This window comes from Scytonema sp. PRP1 (assembly GCF_036697665.2).
In the GTDB taxonomy this organism is placed as follows: Bacteria; Cyanobacteriota; Cyanobacteriia; order Cyanobacteriales; family Nostocaceae; genus Kalymmatonema; species Kalymmatonema gypsitolerans.
Map to the genome: position 1 here is coordinate 1 of NZ_JBAHYJ020000114.1, position 13,934 is coordinate 13,934.

A 13,934-nucleotide genomic window follows, 5' to 3' on the forward strand; every position below is an offset into this window, starting at 1 on the left:
GGCGTCATACCAGTTTTTGCAAATATCTGTAACTCGACTAATTTACCGTATTTTCTAACCATATTAAATCACATCATACAAAATTACGAAACTTCTGAACTTGGGTTTTTAGAAGACCGATAATACAGCACCCTGATACTTTTGATTGATAAAGTCCTTGACTTTGGAGTCAGTAAGCAGTTTATTCAACTTTTGAATCCTGGGGTCGTTTTGTTTATCCTGCAAAGTGACAAGCCCCACAGCATAGCGCTTTTGGGCTATTGACTCCTGTTCTAAAGGTTGCAGCTGCAGTCCAGCTTGCAGACGCAGCCCTGCGGAGAACACAGCTAAGTCCACATCATCAAGCGATCGCACAATCGCTGGTCCTTCTAACTCTTTGATTTGGAGATTTTTTGGGTTAGCAGCAATGTCTTGGACAGTTGCGAGTTCCGCCACGTTTTCCTTAACTCACATCTTGCACCAATAAAAGTTGATGGAAAATAATCACTCAGTATTAACCCATAAGTCTTTATTTAACGAGAAAAGCCAATAAAAATTATGTAGCTTTATTGCACCTCTTTTTAGAGTGTACGGTATTCTACGGAGAGGTGCAAGATATGAGTTAAGCTTGATTAAACCTTTGTCTGCTAACAACTGGACTTTAGACTAAAAGAGAGCGATCACTAAATAATGGGACTGCAAAAAATAAAGGGATGCCTGTAAGAACAAGCAGCCGAGTAACGGAAGATGAAAGAAGTACTACCAACCTTCATCTGCCGTTATGGATGTTTTTGCACAATTGAGGGAATTCCGTCAAGTAGCATACGAGTGTTTATGTCGGGCAAAGGATGCAACATTTGAACTAATGGATGCAATATTACTGACACGCAATGCCTACAGCTTAGGGGATTTATCAATGTGTCCAGTGTTCCGTCGTCAATGGTCAAGTATTTATGAGACAATACAGGATACTAGACCAAAGCGCAACAAATTGATGACGCTGTACAGCGAAAAAATACCCAATTTTGGACGTATAATTTTGGCAGGAGACCATACAGTATGGTCAAGACCGGATGCACCCACGCTCAAGGAAAGAACCTACGAGCATTATACTGCTGGAGGCAGAGGGGGTCGTCCTGTTACTCTGGGATACGGATACAGTACCATCGCTTGGATACCGGAAACTGAAGGTAGTTGGGCATTACCACTTAGACATGAACGAATTACAAGTTGGGAAAATCCGATAGATAAAGCGACTTGGCAGCTAAAACAAGTATGTCAGCATTTACCATCACGACCAATCACATTATGGGACAACGAATACGGTTGTGCGCCATTTGTAATAAAAACTGCGGACATTAACGCCGATAAACTGATGCGGCTACGTTCCAACTTGTGTTTATGGGGAGAACCACCAGCATACTCAGGACGCGGCAAACCACGAGTACACGCAGACAAGTTTAAACTCAATGATGCCAGTACCTGGTCTAACCCAGAACAAACCATTGAACAACAAGATGCCAAACTGGGTAGAGTCAGAATTCGGCTTTGGACAAGAAAGCATTTTCGTCTTTCTCCACAGCATCCTATGTCCATTATACTGGTTGAAAGGCTGCAAGAAGACGGCTCCCCACGAGTCAGCAAACCGATGTGGTTGGCATTTGTGGGTCAAGAAATGCCACCTTTGTCTGAACTGTGGAAACTTTATTTACGACGCTTTGCTGTTGACCACTGGTATCGGTTTATTAAACAACGCTTGCATTGGACACTCCCTAAACTTGCTACTCCCCAACAATGTGACCGATGGAGTGACCTCATGCCACTCATGACTTGGGAATTATGGCTGGCTCGTGATCTTGTCACTGATAATCCGCTCCCTTGGCAAAAACAGATGACTCTATTTACACCAGGACGAGTTGCACAAGCGATGCCTGGGATTTTGGTCAGAGTTTCTACTCCTGCTAAACCGCCTAAACCACGAGGTAAATCCCCTGGTTGGAAGACTCGACAACCACGGGCTAGTAGGATTCGCTATCCTATAGTTAAAAAGCGTACTTCATCTTCACGTAAAGCCGACCAAAAAACCGCTTGATTTCTAATTTTTTGAATTTTCCTTTTTGCTTCTTCCAAACTCAGCTTCCCTGAGTCATTTTGTGCTTTTTAGTCTAAAGTCCAGTTTTTAACATTCATATTATATTTTAGTGAATGCTTTGGGTGCGCCTGCTCGGGCTAACATATCCAAAATGCTTTCTCCTGTTTCCTTCGCATCAAGAGTACATTTTACCTCCATCGGTAAATTCTTTCCTAGAAATCACCTAAGGCGATCGCATACAACTACCTTTGCGCCAAAATCAGCCAATAAAAGAGCCAAAACTTTTCCTAAGCCTCATGACTTACTCAATGGAGTTGCTAAACCATCAATGCTGACCAGATTTTTTTGCTGATGATATTCTTTAAGTCCAGCTTCACCTTTTTTCAAAGCCCATTTGGCTAAAGTCTCCCTCTGTCCTTTATATTGATAAACTGGTACGCCAAAACCACAGGAGGTTTGCACTCTTGAGATATCCGCTACAATAATTTGACGCGCTCCGGGAATCTCTGGAAACAAGGGATACAGAGTTTCCCATTCTGGCGAACTGGGAATAACTGTGTATCCTTTACCGTAGAGACGGAGAATACTTGGGGGTTCAGCAAAAGCGCAAAACATAAAAGTAATTCGCCCATTTTCTTGCAGATGGGCTGAGGTTTCGTTACCACTACCTGTCACGTCCAAGTAACCTACACGACGGGGAGAAAGAACGCGAAAACCTCCTAGACCTTTAGGAGAAAGGTTAACATGACCAGTGGGACTTAAGGGTGCAGAACCTACAAAGAAAAGGTGTTGAGCTTCAATAAATTCTTGTAGTTCTTCAGTGATGCATTCAAAAAGTTTAGCCATAGATTGAATAGAAAAAATCAGAATTTATGTGTTCAAATTACACAGATAAATAAATTAAATTTTATAATAACTACAGAGACGTTGAGTAGACAGAGACAGAGTAAAAATAAAATTTACTACTATATATGAGTCATTTTGATTTATCGTCTTCTGATTTGTCGCGCTAGTAAATCACCTAAAAACTGTATCAGTTGTACGAGAATAATAAGAATAATAATTGTGGCAAACATGACTCCAACATCAAATCGCTGATAGCCATATTGAATTGCTAAATTACCTAATCCACCACCACCAACTGCTCCAGCCATTGCAGATGAATTGAGCAAGCTGACGATGAGAATTGTGACGCCTAAAACTAACGATGGCAGAGCTTCAGGAATGAGTACTTTCAATACAATTTGCCAGTAGTTACAACCCATTGCTTCTGCTGCTTCTACCAAACCTTTATCTACTTCCAAAATGCTGGTTTCGGCGATGCGGGCAAAGAAAGGGATAGCAGCCAGAGTTAGGGGAACCAGCGCCGCCGTACTACCAATAGATGTGCCGACTATCAGACGGGTAAGGGGTGTTAAAACAACCAGGAGAATGATAAAGGGGAATGAGCGTCCAGTGTTAACGATCGCACTCAAAACTTGGTTAACTTTGGGTGCATCCAGAATATTACCAGGATTTGTCATCACCAGCAGTAAACCCAGAGGTAAACCCAAAAAGACAGCCACCAAAGCTGATATTCCAACCATGTAAAAAGTTTCAACTGTAGCTTGCCATAAGCTGTTAACTAATTCCCACCCTTGCATCAATGTACCTCTATTGCGTATTCTGACTTGTGTAAGTATTCCAGCGCTTGCGTCACCTTAGCTCCTTCCAGTTCGACTTGAAACTGACCAATATGTTGAGAGCCGACAGTTTCGACGCTACCGTTGAGGATATTGACATCGACATCGAAACGACGTGCCAAGGTAGAGAATATAGAATTTCGGGCGACTTCTCCGGCAAATGCTAAAGTAGCTACTACTGTTCCGGGACGAGGTGTATACCCCTTGCAACGAGGAAAGAACTCGCGTGCGAGTAAAGAGTCTGGTTGGGCAGCTAAATCACTGACTCGTCCTTGTTCAACAATCTTACCCGCATGGAGTATGGCTACACTATCACAAATTTGCTTGACTACACTCATTTCATGAGTGATGAGCAAAATAGTCAAATCCATACGCTTGTTGAGGTCACGCAGAAGTTCTAAAATTGAGCGGGTTGTCTGTGGATCGAGAGCTGAAGTCGCCTCGTCTGACAGCAAAACTTTTGGTTCTGCTGCTAAAGCTCTTGCAATACCGACGCGTTGCTTTTGCCCGCCAGATAACTGGGCTGGATAGGCATTTGCTTTCCCTTCTAATCCAACGAGTGTCAGCAATTCCTCTACCTTCGCCTTTCGCTTGAGTTTGGTGTAACCCATCACTTCCAACGGAAAAGCGATATTTTCAGCAACTGTTCTGGAACTCAGCAAATTGAAGTGTTGAAAAATCATCCCAATTTGCTGGCGTGCTTGACGCAACGCTGCACCAGAAAGCGCAGTCATTTCCTGATTATTTACCCAAACAGAACCGGAGGTGGGCTTTTCTAACTGATTGACGCAGCGAATAAGTGTGCTTTTCCCTGCACCACTTTGTCCTAAAACGCCGAATATTTCACCTGCTTTAATATGAAGACTAACATCATCTAGTGCTACTACTTTTTGATCACCTTGAGTGAAAATTTTTCGGACATTAATTAACTCAATCATGTAGTCATTTCTCCATTATGTATTTCAAGGAATCGGAAGGACGGCTCCTTGATACTTCTGTTGAATAAACTGCTTCACTCTTTCATCACGCAGTAATTTGTAGAGTTTTTGAACTTTTGGCTCGTTTTCTTTTCCTTGTAAAGTAACTAGCGTTACAGCGTAGAGAGGATCTCGCGCTGATTCTAGTGCCAAAGCATCTTTATCAGTTCGCATCCCTGATTGTACAACCCAGTTTCCTGTAATTCCAGCTAAGTCTACATCCGGTAAACTAGGAATTGCCTGCGCTCCTGGTATTTCTTTGATTTGCAAATTCTTGGGATTTTCAATGATGTCTTTGGGGCTTGCTTGTTTGACATTAGATTTGAGCTTGATTAATCCAGCTTCTTCCATCACCTTCAGCGAGCGATGAGCATTACTCACATCATCAGGAATTGTGACTAAAGCTTTGGTGGGAATTTCTGCAATCGACTTATGTTTTTTAGAAAAAAGTCCAACAGGGTTCAAATGAATTTGCGGAGTAAATGCGTACATTTGTAGATTTTTCTGCTTACTATAATCCTGCATGAAAGGGACGTGTTGAAAGTAATTGGCATCAATTTGTCCATCCCTTAAAGCTGAGTTATTCTGCACATAATCGTTGAAAGTAACAATCTCAATGTCTAATCCTGCATCAGTTGCCAAATTATCCTTGACAAATTTTAAAATCTCTCCTGCTGGTACAGGTGTAACTCCAACTTTAATTTTCTCTTTCGTACTTGTCGTTACGTTAGCGGCTGTGGTAGCAGTAGGACTAGAAGCTGTACCATTATTCTGAGGTGCAGTACAACTAGCAAATACCGTTGATGCGGTGAAGGACACAGCCGCCATCACAAAAAAGCGACGGTGAATTTTTCTGGTCATGCGATCCCTCCTTGAGCGGGTCCCCTTGGAACCATCGCCTCTGTTAATCTATTATTTTGCTGAAGTCCCAAATTTTCTCGTTATTAGGACTTACGCATTGACAAAGTACCCTAGATGTGAAATAGCGAAAAGCCATACTCTTCAATTAGGCGATCGCCAATCACCAGTGGCTTGGGAACATGGATAATATCTACTATGTTGCTCAATTTGGGGTTCAAACTATCAGAGCTACTACCAAGCCATCTACTGCCAAGTGTGACCTGAACACTTACAAAGCATCTTCAATTCTCCTACGTCTTATCATCCCATTAAATTTGGAACGCTTTTACATAACTAGACGGAACCATTTGCATATCGTTTTGCCAATGCTCGATACATTGCTCAGCAAAAGTTTTACCAGAAGAAACAACGTCTTCAACTGGTGTTAAGTAATTGAGGACAGAAGAAGGCTCCAGACCTGCTTTAACTCTGGCCATCAAACCAAGCTTTGCTAGTTTGACAAGCTCTATGGCTAGCTCATGTATTGAGTCTTGACCATGTTTTGCCTTTAGGCCATTGATAGCAACGTCCTGTCGAGCCTTTTTATGATCTGTCAAGATCCGTCCTTTCATTAAATCCCAGGCAGACTTACATGAAGGGGGGTGATACGTAAGCCCAACCCAAAATGCGAGGACTGCAGGTATATTCAGAAAAGATTGACCATCCATAATCCGCAATTCAATGGTGTTTCTCAGACGTACATCCGTCCAGATTTGAGAAAGATGAGCTACCCAATCAGAATAATTTGGAAAGGTTCCATCACCAAATCCATCATTCAAAAATGTTGAAAATGATTTTCGAGGAGCTAACTTAACCTGACCATTATGATTACGAAATATCATGGGTTTTTCAATCGCCCAATCCACAAAGTCAGTAATCTCCATCCTCGGATTCAAGGTGACCGGAATAAAACCACATCTTTCTGGATCAAATTTATCCCAATACTGCATTCGACGTGATAATACACCAGACACTTTACCTCCTTGTAAGGGAGAGTTAACAAAGAGAGCGGCTGCAACAGGAGAAATTGTCGTCAGCATTTTTAGTTTTCGGACGAGATCTTCTTCATCTAAATAATCAAGTGTCACTTGAGTAGATAGGGCAAACCCCATTACAGACTGACCCAAGGCCCCCATTTCACCGAGATTCATCAGATAATTTCGCATAATTGGCCCTCGAAGTAATGGCATCCAATTGACATCTTTGAAGGTACTAAATGGGAAATTACCGCCTGTAAGCAAAGCAATATCAAGACTTTTAGCAACATCAGCACATTGCTGAAGAATATATAGGGTTGTAATGACAGCTTCAGTAATACTAGTGAATGGTCGGGAGCTATATTCTAATGCTCCGTGATGTTCAAGACCAAGCTGTCCTCCATCACTTAAGGAGACACCCACAATATTACCGCCTTCTAGAATTGGCTCTCCATCAAATTCTTTTCTTAAAGCTTGGAGTAGCAGATTCACGCCATTTTCATAAGGAATGGAGAGCCCAGTGAATGGCCTAACTGTTCCAACCTCTACCTCAACCCCTATTTTTTCTTGGGGATTGTCATGCTTAGCAAAAACCGAAAATAAATCACGATATTGTAGTGGACTGACATCAAAATTATCCATAATCTAGAAACCAATCACATTATGACTGTATAGTTCAACTAATCAGGACAAGGGGCAGTTAAAACATTTATGACTGCTGACAAGCCTGTTTGAATAGCACCTTGCATCCAGGCATGTGCAATAGCTAGATGTTCACCTGCAAAGAAGAGACGAGGTCTTTCTACTGGATAAGGTCTACATAATACCTTCTGATATCTTTGATGTTCTCCGGGACTAAAGAAAGCAAATGCTCCACATCCTGGGCTAGAAAGTTGATCCCAAGATAAAGAAACTGTTTCATCCAAGTAATCTTCAATATTTGGATGAATATGCTTCACATTATGCAGAACAGAAGTAATTCGTTCAGACTCTGATAAGGCTGTAAAACGACGGGCATTTGCTTCCCAGAGATACGCTGCAGTGAGAACGCCAGGCCCGTGTGAAATATCTGGACTACGAACTTTCCAGTTCTTAGGAGCTTCAGAATTAGGGCGCGATTCATCACCCGTGAAACAGTTTACCTTAGCCCCCTCGACAGGTACACTATTATCTGAAGGATACCAACATTGCTGAATCGACAAATCGGTGAATGAGCCACCGCCAAAAATCTTATCGTCAATTTCCCAAGGGCGCTTGGTAGTATGAAAAAGCATTTTAGCGGAACTAGCATAAGAAACCCCACGCAATGCCTCCTTTTTATCTGGTAATAATTCCGGATAAAATTTTATTTTTAGTAAGGCAGGTAAAGGGACAGTACAAATAACGTAATCATATTTAGATGATTCTGGTAAATTATTATTTCTCTTCCAACTCAGATAGATACCATCTATTTTTGATTCAATTTCATGCACTGGTGAATTGTAATTGATAGAATCTTTAAGTTGACTCACAAAAGCATTTGAAATTTGACTCATTCCACCAATTATTTCATATTGGTCAACTCGAAACAAGCCAAAAAAGTCAATTAAAGTCTCCAAGAAAGAAGCTCGCTTATACTGTAGAATACTCGTTGTATGACCAACATATTCTATAGCTTCTTCAGAAAGGTTTTCACGAAGATATTGCCAAAGTGTTTTTTCCTCATAGTTTCGTAAGACTTCACTATGAAATTTTGAAGTAAAAATACACCATTTTTCTTCTTGAGAAAGCCTAGAAATTGCTTTTTGCATCATCTGCTCATAAAGTTTGCTTGGATTCTGACGTTCGTGCAATAATAAAGCAATTTTTTGGCTTAGATCTTTCCAGTTGTTTATACGAGATTTGAAATTACGAATGTAATAATAAGCAGAAGAATTATAGTTTACAAAAGGTCTGATCTTCAATCCAAATTTATCGATATAGTGTAAAACACAATGGTGATTTGCTGGTATACGCATGGCCCCAAGTTCGCCATAAGTGCCATCTTTGAAGTGATGTGTGTAAACACGTCCCCCACTTCGATTAGATGCCTCAAAGACTGTCACGTCATGTCCTATCTGTTTTAGCTCATAGGCAGCCGTTAAGCCAGCAAGCCCTGCCCCAATAATTCCAACTTTTTTTCTTTGTCCAGCTTCATCAAACTTTGAAAGATTACCAGGATAAGCAAACAAGCTATCGAATGAAAATGGCTCCCATTGCATAGTTGAAAAATAGTTCAATTGTGTTTACACCTTACTGTAATTTGGTTTGACGGAACTGCTGCATCACCTTTAGACGACGCTCATTTAAATAGCTCTTTAGAAAAGGATGATTGCGATTCCCCCCAAAGAATGGCGTGTTTTTCACAACATGACCTTCATCGAATTATCGCAAATTCTCAAACATCTGGCAGGTCTTGCCAAGCTGAGAGCTTTTCGTCGTCATGCGCGAGACCCAAAAAAACCTCAGCCAAAGAGGACTTACCTCAAGAATCGACCTCATGTCTCAACTTATAAGATTCTAAACCAGAAAAACAGGAGAATAACACACCTTGAAAGGGCTAGAGCTTAGAACTTGTGCATTGACAGGAAATACCAAATATGGAGTATAGGTTTCAGGCGTTCAAACCTGATTTTTCGATAATCTTTTAGCGATCGCCACCCATCTGGCGGTAGTCCTCAAAAATCTGGAACGACCAAATTACGTTAAGCACATGATACCCCTTTTGTACAGTGTGTAAGTCCTAGTTATTTCTACGCTACGAGTCAAGTCTCCTTGAATTTTCAAAAAGCCCCCCTAGAAAAGGGGGGAAGAAGAGGAGAACACGTTTTCTAAATTTTTCTACTCGCTAACGCTCACCAACTTGGGAAGTTCAGAAACCGGGATGTCCAAAAAGTAAGCAAGCACCTCTCGCCGCCATGCATCGTAAATCACTGGTAATCCTTCAATTTCTGCACCTGTGGCGCGGTGAATAATTCCCCAATACTCGTTGAGGTAACCATTGCGTCGCCGCTGTCCTTCTTCGTCCACCTCAAGGAGTTGTGCTGCGATTTCCTGCTTCTGTGTAGGTGATGCTTGCTCATACTTACCTTGCCACCAAGCTAAGACCCCCAAACGGTGGTATGCTTCATCAGGGAGAATTTTCTCAACACCAAATTTCCCTGTTTCTGGGTCATTGATTTTTGTTGTGCGGCTATTCAAAATCAACTGAGCAACGATATGCAGTTCATAGTGCAACTCAAACGCCATGAACCCTAACCAGTTACGATGAGGCAAGTCTCCCATAAAGTCCCAGTGCTTTTGCACCCTCTGCTGTATCTCGGCGATGGGATCGTGTCCTGTTAATTCCCACACTCGCTGACGGGTATGTTGAGCGTGTGCGCCATCATCGCCAATTTGGCGGCTCAAAAATAGTTGCAGTTCTGGATCAGGAATTTGGTCTATGACTTTACCACAAACTTGCACTATATACAAGTCGTGAGCTGCACCGCCAATACGGAAGTGGCAAAAATTCTCTATTTCTTCTTGGGTGATAGGTTGTCGCGGTGTTGCAGCCCGAGTTGTGGGAAAGTGAGGAGCATACCGAGCAATCAGTTTGTCGATAATTTCAATTTCCAACTCAGGTGTCCAAGTCGGACGAGTCAAGGTTGCAGTCATATAAACCTTCAGTAATGAGAATCAAAAATGCTACTGTTATTGGGTGTCAAGTTACAAGTTCTAGTGAGCGCACTCGCGGCATCACCTCTTGAGAGAAGCGTTTCATCTCCGTAGGAAAAGGTTGAAATTGCAGCATAAAAGTATCAATGCCTACTTCTCTAAAATTAGCTATCCGTGCAGCTACGGTGTCATAGCTACCAACAAAGCCTGCAGCTGTACCGCCGTTACTCCCCACACCAGGATATTTCGCCATGTTTTTGAACATCACCACTTCCGGTTCAACACCTTTTAAGAGTTCGCTTCTGTCGTCTTGTTTGGTGAGTTCTAGCAAATATTCATATTCTGCCTGTGCCTGCGCGTCAGTTGATCGGGCAATCACAAAAGCTGACAGCGCAAAGCGTAGCGGTTTGGGTTGTGTGCGTGTCCGGTTTCTCAGGGAGGCGATCGCTTCGCGCACGACATCCAAAGGACGACCATTCAGGAAAAATACATCTGCTTCGAGTGCTGCTAACTCTTTGGCTGCTTCTGACTCACCACCCAGATACACGCGGGGATGCGGTTGTGCTACTGAACGCGGACGCAAACACAAATCATTGATCGCAAAGTATTTTCCTTGAAAATTGACGCGTTCTCCACTCCACAACGCTTTTACCACCTTAATCCACTCTTGAGAATAGCGGTAGCGCTCATCGTGGGGTAGGAAAGGTATGCCGGACTTTTGTAGTTCCGGCATAAACCACGCGCTAACGACGTTAACGGCAAAACGCCCGCCGCTGATGGCATCAATACCTAATGCCATCTTGGCTAGGACGGCTGGATGAAACAGCAAAGGCTTTACAGCAGCGATGATTTCAATCGATTTAGTTGCTTCAGCCAGGGCTGCTGCTGTTGTCCAAGTCTCTAACTGCTCAAATTCTTGATTCCTTGGATTGATGATGTGTTCAGCGATGAGAGTAGTCGTAAACCCGCACTCTTCTGCTAGCTGGATGAGTGTCTTTGCTCTTAAGTAGCTTGCGTCACGAGGTTCAAGTGGATGGTTCATCGCGCCACAATTGCCGTAAACGGGAATCCAAATCCCGTAACGTGGTTGAGACATAACTTCTATGCTTGCTTGAAAACAAAGTTTTCCCAAGTCTGGGCGCTTAAACTACTGAATTTAATTTACTGTTATTTTATTAATTTACCGTAGTATTAGTATATAATTATTTCACAAATGAAGAGAAAAAGCAAGAGAATAGTTTCGCTTGTTCCCAGTCTCTGACTGAAAATTGCCTCGTTCCCAGCCTCAGGCTGGGAATGCCTACTGGGAGGCAGAGCCTCCCCTAAAGAGCGGCAGAGCCGCCCCAACCGCATTTCCTGCTTAGACCTGGAAACGAGATTTTAGAGGGGTGCTGTCTCCTAACGACTATATATTAACCTTTTCCACAGAGTGCAGCGGTCCTAGTCGGCGTAGTTCTGGTAACAGCAAGGCAATAACTAACACAACTAGAATCGTGCCAATTCCGCCGCCTACCACAGCAAGAGTAGGTCCAAATAATGCTGCTGCTAAACCAGATTCAAAGCTGCCTAACTCGTTTGATGTACCAATAAATACGCTGTTGACAGCAGAAACGCGACCGCGCAGTTCATCTGGAGTACGCACTTGCACCAGTGTATGACGGATGACGACGCTGATGTTGTCAAAAGCTCCACTTAATGCCAACATAACTAGGGATAACTCGAAGGAACGCGATAAGCCAAAAATAATCGTCACTGCACCAAAACCGATGACTGACCATATTAGCGCAATCCCTGCTCTTTTCATCGGTGGCAGATGCGCTAAGGTAACAGCCATCATTAATGCACCAATTGCTGGTGCAGCGCGTAACCATCCCAACCCGGTAGGACCGACTTGCAAAATGTCTTTAGCAAAGATGGGTAATAATGCCGTAGCACCACCTAACAACACCGCAAACATATCGAGAGCGATCGCAGCAAAAATGACTTTGTTGTGCCAAACAAAATTCATCCCTGCAACTAAGGTTTTTAAAGAAGGTGTTTGGGTTGACAAACGTACACTTTTGTTGTTCTGTATAGCGGCAATTAAGCCCGCACAGATCATGATCAGTGCCCCATCAATGATATAAACCCTAGTGGCACTTTTTTGTACCGCAATCATCCACCCACCTAATGCAGGACCAAGTACTGCGGCTAGTTGGAAAACGCTACTATTCCAAGTTGCTGCATTGCTGAATACTTCTAAGGGGATGAGTTGGGGTAGCAAAGCATCGCTGGCTGGGCTGTTAAAAGCTTTGGCAATACCACCTAAAAACAGACAGGTATAGATGAGGAAAATAGAGCCGTGGGTGTAGGATAGTACTGCTAAACCAAACGAACACAAAGCAACCATCAAGTCAGTTAAGAAGACGGTACGCTGGCGATTCCATCTATCAGCCACATGTCCCGCAGGTAATGTCAATAAAATGACTGGAATAACCTGTACCAAACCCACTCCACCTAAGATCAGGGCTGAACTTGTGCGTTCGTAGAGTTCCCATCCAATAGCGACACTTTGCATCTGGGAACCCAACATTAAAAGATTACGGGCAATGGCAAATAAAGTATAATTACGGTAGCGCCATGCAGCATAGGGATCGTGGCGTTGATCAGACATCAAGTTTGGTAAATTTGTAGATTTTAGTAGCCAGTTTAGTAGCCAGTATGTTTATCCACGATATTACGTAAAGGCAAGCCTTTACGATAGCGTGTTAAATTATCAAGAAATAACGCCACGATGCGATCGTAAAGTTGTGGTGTCAGTCCTGAACAGTGAGGGGTTATAAATACGTTAGGTAAAGACCAAAAAGGACTTTCCGGCGGTAGTGGTTCAACAGCAAAAGTGTCTAATCCAGCACCAGCAATCCAACCCTCACGTAGAGCAGTGAGTAAGGCATTTTCATCGACGATCGCACCACGAGCAATATTAATCAAGTAAGCACTCGGACGCATCAACCACAATGCCTCTGCATCAATTAAGCCTCTGGTTTGAGGTGTCAGAGGTGTGGCAATAACTACATAATCAGCCTCTGGAAGAAGCGATCGCCATTCATCCGCACCCACTATTTTGTCAAAATTTGGTAATGGTTCTGGGTGGCGACGACTACCAAAAACATTCATGCCAAAGGCTTGAGCACGAATGGCAATTTCTTGACCAATATTTCCCGTACCAATAATCAGTAAAGTCTTATTGTATAACTCTTCTAGCTCTAACCACTTGATCCAACGGTGATCAGCTTGTAAAGAGTGCAATTTATGGACATTTTTGGCATGATAAAGTAGGAAAGTAATTACAAATTCCGCGATGGGAATGGCATGAACTCCCGATCCGTTAGTCAGAAGTATATCGTGTTCTAAAAAAATGGGTGTGAGAATGTGATTCACACCAGAACTTGGTGTATGCTGCCAACGAATTTTAGGGGAAGCTGCTAATACTTTATGGAGAGTTGTATTTTTTAACTTAAAGCCGTTGAAGTAAACTTCAGCATCCTCTGGATCGCCTTCAAAATTACCTTCACTATCTACACGTACAAATGTAATATCTGGTGGTAAAAGCGGCTCGATTTTCGCAGCCAGTTCTACTGGTAGAATGAGTTTCATACTAGTTATGCAAGAT

The 13,934-nt window shown here is 42.7% G+C and carries 12 protein-coding genes; 1 reads left to right on the forward strand and 11 read right to left on the reverse strand.

Annotated features, from left to right (window positions below; all coding sequences use genetic code 11):
- Positions 1-108 precede the first annotated feature (108 nt).
- Positions 109-435 (reverse strand): MetQ/NlpA family ABC transporter substrate-binding protein, encoded by a 327-nt coding sequence (locus V5G28_RS31245; RefSeq protein WP_332995092.1) that lies wholly within the window; start codon positions 433-435, stop codon positions 109-111.
- A 325-nt stretch (positions 436-760) separates the two neighbouring features.
- On the opposite strand from V5G28_RS31245, the gene V5G28_RS31250 reads away from it, so the two are divergent.
- Entirely contained in the window at positions 761-2,071 is a 1,311-nt protein-coding gene (locus tag V5G28_RS31250) for an NF041680 family putative transposase (RefSeq protein ID WP_332995094.1), read from the forward strand.
- 294 nt (positions 2,072-2,365) lie between these two features.
- Here the strand turns inward: V5G28_RS31250 and V5G28_RS31255 are convergent, their stop codons facing one another.
- From V5G28_RS31255 to V5G28_RS31300, 10 genes are all read right to left on the reverse strand, one after another.
- Positions 2,366-2,917 carry a pyridoxamine 5'-phosphate oxidase family protein gene (locus V5G28_RS31255; protein ID WP_332995095.1) on the reverse strand — a complete coding sequence of 184 codons (552 nt, stop codon included), beginning with the start codon at positions 2,915-2,917 and terminating at the stop codon, positions 2,366-2,368.
- 140 nt (positions 2,918-3,057) lie between these two features.
- On the reverse strand, positions 3,058-3,714 hold the full coding sequence (locus V5G28_RS31260; RefSeq protein ID WP_332995096.1) for a methionine ABC transporter permease: 657 nt from the start codon (positions 3,712-3,714) through the stop codon (positions 3,058-3,060).
- Positions 3,714-4,691, reverse strand: a complete 978-nt coding sequence (locus V5G28_RS31265) for a methionine ABC transporter ATP-binding protein (RefSeq protein WP_332995098.1) — start codon at positions 4,689-4,691, stop codon at positions 3,714-3,716. Before V5G28_RS31265 ends, V5G28_RS31260 begins: the two co-directional genes overlap by 1 nt.
- Positions 4,692-4,715: 24 nt before the next feature.
- On the reverse strand, positions 4,716-5,591 hold the full coding sequence (locus V5G28_RS31270; protein WP_332995101.1) for a MetQ/NlpA family ABC transporter substrate-binding protein: 876 nt from the start codon (positions 5,589-5,591) through the stop codon (positions 4,716-4,718).
- A 308-nt stretch (positions 5,592-5,899) separates the two neighbouring features.
- A complete protein-coding gene (locus V5G28_RS31275) occupies positions 5,900-7,249 on the reverse strand; it encodes a glutamate-cysteine ligase family protein (protein ID WP_332995103.1) in 1,350 nt (449 codons plus the stop codon).
- A gap of 38 nt (positions 7,250-7,287) precedes the next feature.
- The gene (locus V5G28_RS31280; RefSeq protein WP_332995105.1) at positions 7,288-8,847 is read right to left on the reverse strand and encodes a flavin monoamine oxidase family protein; all 1,560 of its coding nucleotides are present in this window, start codon (positions 8,845-8,847) and stop codon (positions 7,288-7,290) included.
- 619 nt (positions 8,848-9,466) lie between these two features.
- Positions 9,467-10,282, reverse strand: a complete 816-nt coding sequence (locus V5G28_RS31285) for a hypothetical protein (protein ID WP_332995108.1) — start codon at positions 10,280-10,282, stop codon at positions 9,467-9,469.
- Positions 10,283-10,328: 46 nt separating this feature from the next.
- Positions 10,329-11,378: an LLM class flavin-dependent oxidoreductase gene (locus tag V5G28_RS31290; protein WP_332995111.1), complete on the reverse strand. Its 1,050-nt coding sequence runs from the start codon at positions 11,376-11,378 to the stop codon at positions 10,329-10,331.
- A 309-nt stretch (positions 11,379-11,687) separates the two neighbouring features.
- Complete coding sequence (locus V5G28_RS31295) at positions 11,688-12,935, reverse strand: MFS transporter (protein WP_332995114.1); 1,248 nt, start codon at positions 12,933-12,935, stop codon at positions 11,688-11,690.
- A 35-nt stretch (positions 12,936-12,970) separates the two neighbouring features.
- Positions 12,971-13,918, reverse strand: a complete 948-nt coding sequence (locus tag V5G28_RS31300; protein WP_332995116.1) for a D-2-hydroxyacid dehydrogenase — start codon at positions 13,916-13,918, stop codon at positions 12,971-12,973.
- Positions 13,919-13,934: the final 16 nt, after the last annotated feature.

What these genes read in the sequence shown, in the direction of transcription:
- V5G28_RS31250 (WP_332995094.1), top strand. Translation starts at nt 761, where the DNA reads ATGGATGTTTTTGCACAATTGAGGGAATTCCGTCAAGTAGCATACGAG.
- V5G28_RS31255 (WP_332995095.1), bottom strand. Translation starts at nt 2,917, where the DNA reads ATGGCTAAACTTTTTGAATGCATCACTGAAGAACTACAAGAATTTATT.
- V5G28_RS31260 (WP_332995096.1), bottom strand. Translation starts at nt 3,714, where the DNA reads ATGCAAGGGTGGGAATTAGTTAACAGCTTATGGCAAGCTACAGTTGAA.
- V5G28_RS31265 (WP_332995098.1), bottom strand. Translation starts at nt 4,691, where the DNA reads ATGATTGAGTTAATTAATGTCCGAAAAATTTTCACTCAAGGTGATCAA.
- V5G28_RS31270 (WP_332995101.1), bottom strand. Translation starts at nt 5,591, where the DNA reads ATGACCAGAAAAATTCACCGTCGCTTTTTTGTGATGGCGGCTGTGTCC.
- V5G28_RS31275 (WP_332995103.1), bottom strand. Translation starts at nt 7,249, where the DNA reads ATGGATAATTTTGATGTCAGTCCACTACAATATCGTGATTTATTTTCG.
- V5G28_RS31280 (WP_332995105.1), bottom strand. Translation starts at nt 8,847, where the DNA reads ATGCAATGGGAGCCATTTTCATTCGATAGCTTGTTTGCTTATCCTGGT.
- V5G28_RS31285 (WP_332995108.1), bottom strand. Translation starts at nt 10,282, where the DNA reads ATGACTGCAACCTTGACTCGTCCGACTTGGACACCTGAGTTGGAAATT.
- V5G28_RS31290 (WP_332995111.1), bottom strand. Translation starts at nt 11,378, where the DNA reads ATGTCTCAACCACGTTACGGGATTTGGATTCCCGTTTACGGCAATTGT.
- V5G28_RS31295 (WP_332995114.1), bottom strand. Translation starts at nt 12,935, where the DNA reads ATGTCTGATCAACGCCACGATCCCTATGCTGCATGGCGCTACCGTAAT.
- V5G28_RS31300 (WP_332995116.1), bottom strand. Translation starts at nt 13,918, where the DNA reads ATGAAACTCATTCTACCAGTAGAACTGGCTGCGAAAATCGAGCCGCTT.